At 64.3% G+C, this 7,281-nt stretch carries 7 protein-coding genes; 1 reads left to right on the top strand and 6 read right to left on the bottom strand.

Features of this window, described 5'->3' with window-relative positions:
* Window positions 1-340: 340 nt before the first annotated feature.
* The 5 genes from argS to GZH52_RS16535 form a co-directional block, all read right to left on the bottom strand.
* Entirely contained in the window at window positions 341-2,059 is a 1,719-nt protein-coding gene (gene argS / locus GZH52_RS16555; protein WP_163318033.1) for an arginine--tRNA ligase, read from the bottom strand.
* A gap of 161 nt (window positions 2,060-2,220) precedes the next feature.
* Window positions 2,221-3,570, bottom strand: a complete 1,350-nt coding sequence (gene trhP, locus GZH52_RS16550; RefSeq protein ID WP_163318034.1) for a prephenate-dependent tRNA uridine(34) hydroxylase TrhP — start codon at window positions 3,568-3,570, stop codon at window positions 2,221-2,223.
* 13 nt (window positions 3,571-3,583) lie between these two features.
* Window positions 3,584-4,003, bottom strand: coding sequence for a hypothetical protein (locus GZH52_RS16545; protein WP_163318032.1), 420 nt, complete (start codon window positions 4,001-4,003; stop codon window positions 3,584-3,586).
* Between the two features lie 144 nt (window positions 4,004-4,147).
* Window positions 4,148-4,351 carry a hypothetical protein gene (locus GZH52_RS16540; protein WP_163318031.1) on the bottom strand — a complete coding sequence of 68 codons (204 nt, stop codon included), beginning with the start codon at window positions 4,349-4,351 and terminating at the stop codon, window positions 4,148-4,150.
* Window positions 4,344-5,171: a ferritin-like domain-containing protein gene (locus GZH52_RS16535; protein WP_163318030.1), complete on the bottom strand. Its 828-nt coding sequence runs from the start codon at window positions 5,169-5,171 to the stop codon at window positions 4,344-4,346. The genes GZH52_RS16540 and GZH52_RS16535 overlap by 8 nt, the downstream gene beginning before the upstream one ends.
* 88 nt (window positions 5,172-5,259) lie before the next feature.
* Between GZH52_RS16535 and fliW the strand changes: the two genes are divergently transcribed.
* Complete coding sequence (gene fliW / locus GZH52_RS16530) at window positions 5,260-5,688, top strand: flagellar assembly protein FliW (RefSeq protein ID WP_163318029.1); 429 nt, start codon at window positions 5,260-5,262, stop codon at window positions 5,686-5,688.
* A 6-nt stretch (window positions 5,689-5,694) separates the two neighbouring features.
* Here fliW and GZH52_RS16525 read toward each other — a convergent pair whose 3' ends face one another.
* Complete coding sequence (locus GZH52_RS16525) at window positions 5,695-7,080, bottom strand: FAD-binding oxidoreductase (RefSeq protein WP_163318028.1); 1,386 nt, start codon at window positions 7,078-7,080, stop codon at window positions 5,695-5,697.
* Window positions 7,081-7,281 lie beyond the last annotated feature (201 nt).

Genomic DNA, 7,281 nt, shown 5'->3' with positions numbered 1-7,281 from the left:
AACTCTTCAGTTCAATCTCTAACTTTTTCGTACTTCTGGCACGCAAGTCCAAAGAAACTTTCGTTTCCTTCTTCTTGCAGTGCAAGTGTTGGCTGCGCCAAGCACTCACACCTATCGGTTGTTCGTTTTGTTAAAGAGCAGTGCTGACTTCGTTTCGTTTGCGTCGTCAGCTGAGGAGGCGAACTATACGGGTCAGGCCGGATCGCGTCAAGCGCTAGATGTGAAAAAACTCGAAAAAAACGGAAAATCAAAAAACAAATGCACTAACTCGTTGTTTTTAAAAATTTCACGAACAAAAAAGGCCCGCGCCATGCGCGGGCCTTACCGGGAAACCCCTGCCTTACATCGCGTCGAGCACCTCGATACCGAGCAGCCCCATGCCGGTCTTCAGCGTCTTGGCGGTCAGCGCCGCCAGTTGCAGGCGGCTGGCTCGGGTCTCACCCTCGGCCTTCAGGATCGGGCACGCTTCGTAGAAGCGCGAGAACTGCTGCGCGAGGCTGTACAGGTACTGCGACAGGTGGTGCGGGTAGCAACCGTCGGCGACGGTCGCCAGCACGTCCTCGAACTGCGCGAGCTGAACCGCCAGCTGCTTCTCGGCAGCTTCGCTGATCACGATGGCCGCGTTGGCGTCGTACTCGCCTGCCTTGCGGAACACGCTCTGCACGCGGGTGTACGCGTACTGCAGGTAGGGCGCGGTATTGCCCTCGAACGACAGCATGTTCTCCCAGTTGAAGATGTAGTCGCTCATGCGGCTCTTGGAGAGGTCGGCGTACTTGACCGCGCCGATACCGACCGCGTGCGCGATCTTGCGCTTCTCGTCGTCGGACAGCTCCGGGTTCTTCTCGCCGACCAGCTTGTACGCGCGCTCTTCGGCTTCGTCGAGCAGTTCGATCAGCTTGACGGTACCACCGGAACGCGTCTTGAACGGCTTGCCGTCGTCGCCCATCATGGTGCCGAAGGCGATGTGCTCGAGCACGACGTTGGCCGGTGCGAAACCGGCCTTGCGGCAGGTCGCGAACATCTGCTGGAAGTGCAGGCTCTGGCGTGCGTCGACCACGTAGATGACGCGGTCGGCGTGCAGCTGGCGCACACGGTAGCGGACCGCACCGAGGTCGGTAGTCGAATAGAGGAAGCCGCCGTCCTTCTTCTGCACGATGTAGGCAGCCGGGTTGCCGTCCTGGTCGGCGAACTCGGGCAGGAACACGACCTTGGCGCCTTCGCTGTCGGTGACGATGCCCATCTCGGACAGTTCGTTGACCACATTGGCCAGGTCGTCGTTGTAGGCGGACTCGCCCATCACGTCGCCCGGAGACAGCATCACGCCGAGCTTGTCGTACACGCCCTGGCAGTGCGACAGCGACACGTCGACGAACTGGCGCCACAGCTTGAGCACCTCCTCGTCGCCCCCTTGCAGGCGCACCACATACTCGCGCGCACGGTCGGCAAATTCCTCGCTCTCGTCGAAACGCACCTTGGCGTTGCGGTAGAAGGTCTCCAGGTCGTTCAGCTCGAGCGCGGCGTTGCCGGCCTGGCTGGTCTCGACCAGGTAGGCGGTCAGCATGCCGAACTGGGTGCCCCAGTCGCCGACGTGGTTCTGGCGGACCACCTTGTGGCCGAGGAAACCGAGTACGCGCGCCAGCGCGTCGCCGATGATGGTCGAGCGCAGGTGGCCGACGTGCATCTCCTTGGCGAGGTTGGGCGACGAGTAGTCGATCACCACCATCTTGCTCTCGGGCAGGGTGATACCGAGGCGTTCGTCCTTGAGGGCTGCTTCGCTTCGTCGGGCCAGATATTCGGGGGCAAGGTGAATATTGATGAAGCCCGGGCCGGCGATTTCAACCTTCTCGGCGATCCCTGCGAGGTCGAGCGCGGCGACCACTTTCTGGGCCAGTTCGCGCGGGTTGGTCTTGAGCGCCTTGGCGGCACCCATCACGCCGTTGGCCTGGTAGTCGCCAAACTCGGGTTTGGAAGCCGGCTGCACGACGGCCGGCGCGTCAGGGACGCCGGCGGCGGCCAGCGCCGCCTGCACCCGTTCATTGATCAGCTGCGAAATTGTCATTCAAATGCCCCAAATAAATCACGACGAAGCGAAAAATAGCTTTCGCTTGCGAAAAAATGCAATTTTGATTGTATGCCGCAAACCCCTGTCGGGCAACGCCAAACAGGACAAAGCGGCACGCCCGCGAACGGGGATGCCGCTTCCGTTTATGCGAACCGCAATCAGAACAGACGGGCGATCAACGCGCGCTCGAGTCCGACCATGCCGGGGATGCGCACCTGGATGCCGTTGCCCGGCGCGACGCTGACCGCTTCCTGCCCCTTGTAGAGCTCGGTCAGTTCAATCACGCGGTTGCCCGACGGATGGATGACCTCCAGCCGGTCGCCGACGGCGAAGCGGTTCTTCACCTCGACCGTCGCCCAGCCGTCGGCGTCGACCGACAGCACGTCGCCGACGTACTGGCTTTGCTTGGCCTTGGAATGGCCGGTCAGGTAGTTCTGATAGTCCTGCGTCTGGTGCCGCTCGAGGAAGCCCGGCGTATAGCCGCGGTTGGCCAGGCCGTCGAGGTCGGCCAGCAGCGCCGGGTTGAACGGCCGGCCGGCGACCGCGTCGTCGATCGCCTGGCGGTATACCTGCGCGGTACGCGCGACGTAGTACAGGCTCTTGGTGCGCCCCTCGATCTTCAGCGAGTCGACGCCGATGCGCACCAGCTTCTCGACCTGCTCGACGGCGCGCAGGTCCTTGGAGTTCATGATGTAGGTGCCGTGCTCGTCTTCCATGATCGGCATCAGCTCGCCCGGACGGTTGGCCTCCTCGATCAGGTAGGTGCGCTCGGCCAGCGGGTGGCGCTCGGCACCGCCGCACGCGGCGAAACGCTGGTTGGCGTCTTCCAGCGCCTGGTTGAAGTCGAACGAGATCTTCTGCGCGACCACGTCACCGGCGTCGTCGGCTGCTGCGTCGTGCACCTTGTAGTCCCAGCGGCAAGCGTTGGTGCAGGTGCCCTGGTTGGGGTCGCGATGGTTGAAGTAGCCCGACAGCAAGCAGCGGCCGGAATACGCGATGCACAACGCGCCGTGCACGAACACTTCCAGTTCGATGTCCGGGCACTCCTGGCGAATCTCGGCAATCTCGTCGATCGACAGTTCGCGCGACAGGATGATGCGGCTCACCCCCAGCTTCTGCCAGAACTTGACGCCCATGTAGTTGACCGTATTGGCCTGCACCGACAGATGGACCGGCACTTCCGGCCATTTCTCGCGCACCATCATGATCAGGCCGGGGTCGGCCATGATCAGCGCGTCCGGCTTCATCTCAATCACCGGCGCCATGTCGGCCATATAGGTCTTGACCTTGCTGTTGTGCGGCAGCAGGTTGCTGGCGACGAAGAACAGCTTGCCGCGGGCGTGTGCCTCGTCGATGCCGGTCTTCAGCTCCTCGAGCTTGAAGTCGTTGTTGCGGGCGCGCAGCGAGTAACGTGGCTGCCCGGCGTACACGGCGTCGGCGCCGAAGTCGTACGCCGCGCGCATTTTGTCGAGGGTACCGGCGGGCAGCAGCAGTTCGGGAGCTTTCAACATCGTCAGGTTCTCAGTGAAGGAGGCCGCTGGTCGGCAGCGGCAGGCGGTCGGGCTCTACAAAAGCGCGGCGGGCAAAGTCGTCGTCCAGGCGCTCGGTCGAGTAGTGCGCGGCGACGACGTCGGCCGCGCCATCGAGCACGTCGAGGCAGGCGTCGCGGAACGCGTGCCAGTCGTCGAGCAGGCCCGGGTTGTCGGTGACGCGACTGTACAGCACGAACAGCAGCGCCATCGTCAGCGTATGGTGGTAACGGTCGGCGTGGCCGAGCGACAAGGCGCGGCGCGACAGCGCGTGCGCGCAGCGGGCGGCCGCCTCGCGCGCCGGGTAGCCGCGCCGGTACGCCCACGCGGCGTACAGACGCGCCTCGTGGTTCAAAGCTTCGGCAGGCAGACGGCCGCTCTCGAGCTGCCGCAAAAACGCCTGGTCGTCCATGGAAAACCTCTGTAAATGGCAACAGGCCCCACGAAGTGGAGCCTGTCTGATCGGATGCGGCGGCGATTATCACGCCGCGTGCAGGCGGCGTCAACCACCCCGGCCGGCCAATCCCATGGTCAAGTGCCTGTTTTCAAAACCCTTTCACGATCTGGGTTTTGACGAAAGGGCGACCAGCGCCAGCAACTGGCCGGCCACGCCCAGCAACATCATCAGCGCCGGCAACCACGCGGACAGTTCGAGCGAACGGCCGACACTACCCGCCAGCAGCAACAGCGTGGACAGCAGCAGTTGGTAAAGCGCCAGACGGCGACGACGGCGCAGGGTCTGCAGCCAACGGTCAAGCATGGGGTGACTCCCGGTCAGGGTTTGCGAAATCTTCGAGCAGCGCGAGTTCTGCCTCGCTGAAGCCGGCCGCGCGGCGCGCGCCGAGGTTGGCCGGTGCGGCAAAGCGCTCGGCCTCGTACTCGGCGAGCAGGTGGCGGAAAGTCGGCAACGGGTCGAGCCCGCGCGCCGCACACAGCCAGCTAAACCAGTGGTTACCGACCCGCACATGGCCGATCTCGTCGGCGAGGATGCGGTCGAGCACGGCCACCGATTCGGCGTCGCCGATAGACGCGAGGCGGCGCTGGATCTGCGGCGTCGCATCCAGCCCGCGCGCCTCGAGCACGCGCGGCACCAGCGCCATGCGCGGCAGCGGGTCATGCGCGGTGCGAACCGCCATGCTCCACAGGCCATCATGTGCCGCAAAATCGCCGTACGCGTAGCCGAGCGCCGCGAGCCTGCCTGCAAGCAAGCCGAAGTGCTCGGCCTCTTCGGCGGCGATACGCAACCAATCGCCGACGAAATCGTCGGGCATGTCGCGAAAGCGCCATGCTGCGTCGAGCGACAGGTTCACCGCGTTGAATTCGATATGCGCGATCGCGTGCAGCAAGGCGGCGTGTCCCTCGCGGCTACCTATCTTGCGGCGGGGCAGCGTGTGCGGCGGCACTAGCGCCGGCCGCGTGGGGCGCCCGACATCAAGCAAGTGCGGGCAGGGCTCGCCGTGGCGCTCGAGGCCGCCGGATCGCCACTGGCGGTCCAGCGCCAGCGCCTGCCCGAGCTTGCTGTCCACCACACATTCGCGCAGAGCCCGTTCGAGTGCGGGGTACAAGGGCTGGGAAGTCATTTCGATATTCTAAAGGCAAATCTAATGACAATACGCCAGCGAACCACGGCTGTCGGCATAATAAGGCTTTGCCTGAGGAGAACGTGCCATGCAATTCGAAAGCCTGCAGCTGGGTCACCTGGAGTTCGACCCCGAAAAGATCATCACTTTCCCCCAGGGTCTGCCCGCGTTCGAGGAGTGCACCCGCTACAAGCTGTTCCACCAGGCCGGCCAGAACGAACCGAACATCTACTGGCTGCAGTCGCTCGACCGTGCCGAACTGACCTTCAACCTGGCCGATCCGGCCAAGTTGGGTGTTCGCTACGAGCTCGCGCTAACCGAAGACGAAGCCAAACTGCTCGCCGCGGACGCGGACACCCGGCTGGCCGCGCTGGTGATGGTCTACCGCGACGAGGCCGCCGACGCCCAGACCGGCAGCCTGCGCGCCAACCTGCAGGCGCCGCTGCTGATCAACCTGGAACGCAAGCTGGGCCTGCAAAAATGCGGCCTCGCCTGCAACCTCGTCTTCCGCGGCTAAGCCGCCTTACCCGGCAAGGCTGAAAATCTTGCCGGGATTCATCAGGTTGTCCGGGTCGAGCGCCCGTTTGATCGCGCGCATCGCCGTCAGCGCGCTCTCCCCCGCTTCGGCGGCCAGGTAGCGCTGCTTGCCGATGCCGATGCCGTGCTCGCCGGTACAGGTGCCGTCCATCGCCAGCGCGCGCTCGACCAGACGGTGGTTGACCGCCTTCATGCGCGCCATGTCCGCCGCGTCATCCGGGTCGGCCAGCAACATCAGGTGGAAGTTGCCGTCGCCGACGTGACCGAACAGCGGCGCATCTATCTCCTCCGCCTCCAGGTCGCGGTAGGTCGCCTCGATGCATTCGGCGAGGCGGGAGATCGGCACGCAGACGTCGGTCGCGATACAACGGCTACCCGGCTTCAACTGCAGCCCGGCAAAATACGCGTTGTGGCGGGCCTGCCAGAGCCGGTTGCGCTCCTCGTCGCGGGTCGACCACACGAATTCGCCACCGCCGTTCGCGGTGGCGAGTTCGCCGAACAGCGTAGACTGCTCGGCCACCCCCGCTTCACTGCCGTGGAATTCGAGGAACAGCGTCGGCCGTTCCGGGTAGTCGGTCTTGCTGTAACGGTTGACCGCACGCATGGTCAGCGCGTCTAGCATCTCCGCACGGGCGACCGGGATCCCGCACTGGATCGCCTGGATCACGGTATCGACCGCCCCGGCGACACTGTCGAAGTTGACGACCGCCGACGCCATCGCCTCCGGCATCCCGTAGAGCTTGACCGTCACCTCGGTGATCACCGCCAGCGTCCCCTCCGCCCCCACCAGCAAGCGGGTCAGGTCGTAGCCGGCCGAAGACTTCTTCGCGCGCGAGCCGGTACGCACGATGTCGCCGTTCGGCAGCACCGCAGTCAGCGCCAGCACGTTTTCGCGCATCGTGCCGTAACGCACCGCGTTGGTCCCCGACGCACGGGTCGACGCCATGCCGCCGAGCGTCGCATCCGCGCCCGGGTCGATCGGGAAAAAGAGTCCGGTATGGCGCAGTTCCTGGTTCAGTCGCACCCGGGTCACGCCGGCCTCGACCGTCGCGGTCAAGTCTTCCGCGTCGACGGCGACGATACGGCTCATGCGCGACAGGTCGATACAGACGCCGCCGTGGATCGCCAGCGTATGGCCTTCGACCGAACTGCCGACCCCATACGGGATCATCGGCACCGCAAAGCGCGCGCACAGCCTGACGATGGCCTGCACCTCTTCGGTCGATTCTGGAAAGACGACCACGTCCGGCAAGGCGTCAGGGTGGCAGGACTCGTCGTGGCCATGATGCGCGCGGATCGCTTCGCTCAGGCTGACTCGATCGCCAAGCAGTGCTTGCAGGGACTGGATGAACTCGGGGCAGGGACGGGGCATCTCGGGTTTTCCTTTTCGTTAGATGCCAACATCTTATCAGCATGCCGATCAGGGTCTATCCGGAGATTCCCGCAAAAGCAAAACCCCCGACTCATGGAGTCGGGGGTCTGCGGATGGGGCGTCTGGCGGTGTCCTACTTTCACATGGCGAATGCCACACTATCATCGGCGCTAAGGTGTTTCACGGTCCTGTTCGGGATGG

This window comes from Crenobacter caeni (genome assembly GCF_010435965.1).
Classification (GTDB): domain Bacteria; phylum Pseudomonadota; class Gammaproteobacteria; order Burkholderiales; family Chromobacteriaceae; genus Craterilacuibacter; species Craterilacuibacter caeni.
The sequence above is the reverse complement of the archived record's forward strand: the minus strand, read 5'-3'. Positions and strand labels throughout refer to the sequence as shown.

Coding starts and splice junctions, on each gene's coding strand:
- argS (WP_163318033.1), bottom strand. CDS start 2,059: ATGACAATTTCGCAGCTGATCAATGAACGGGTGCAGGCGGCGCTGGCC.
- GZH52_RS16545 (WP_163318032.1), bottom strand. CDS start 4,003: ATGGACGACCAGGCGTTTTTGCGGCAGCTCGAGAGCGGCCGTCTGCCT.
- GZH52_RS16540 (WP_163318031.1), bottom strand. CDS start 4,351: ATGCTTGACCGTTGGCTGCAGACCCTGCGCCGTCGTCGCCGTCTGGCG.
- GZH52_RS16535 (WP_163318030.1), bottom strand. CDS start 5,171: ATGACTTCCCAGCCCTTGTACCCCGCACTCGAACGGGCTCTGCGCGAA.
- fliW (WP_163318029.1), top strand. CDS start 5,260: ATGCAATTCGAAAGCCTGCAGCTGGGTCACCTGGAGTTCGACCCCGAA.
- GZH52_RS16525 (WP_163318028.1), bottom strand. CDS start 7,080: ATGCCCCGTCCCTGCCCCGAGTTCATCCAGTCCCTGCAAGCACTGCTT.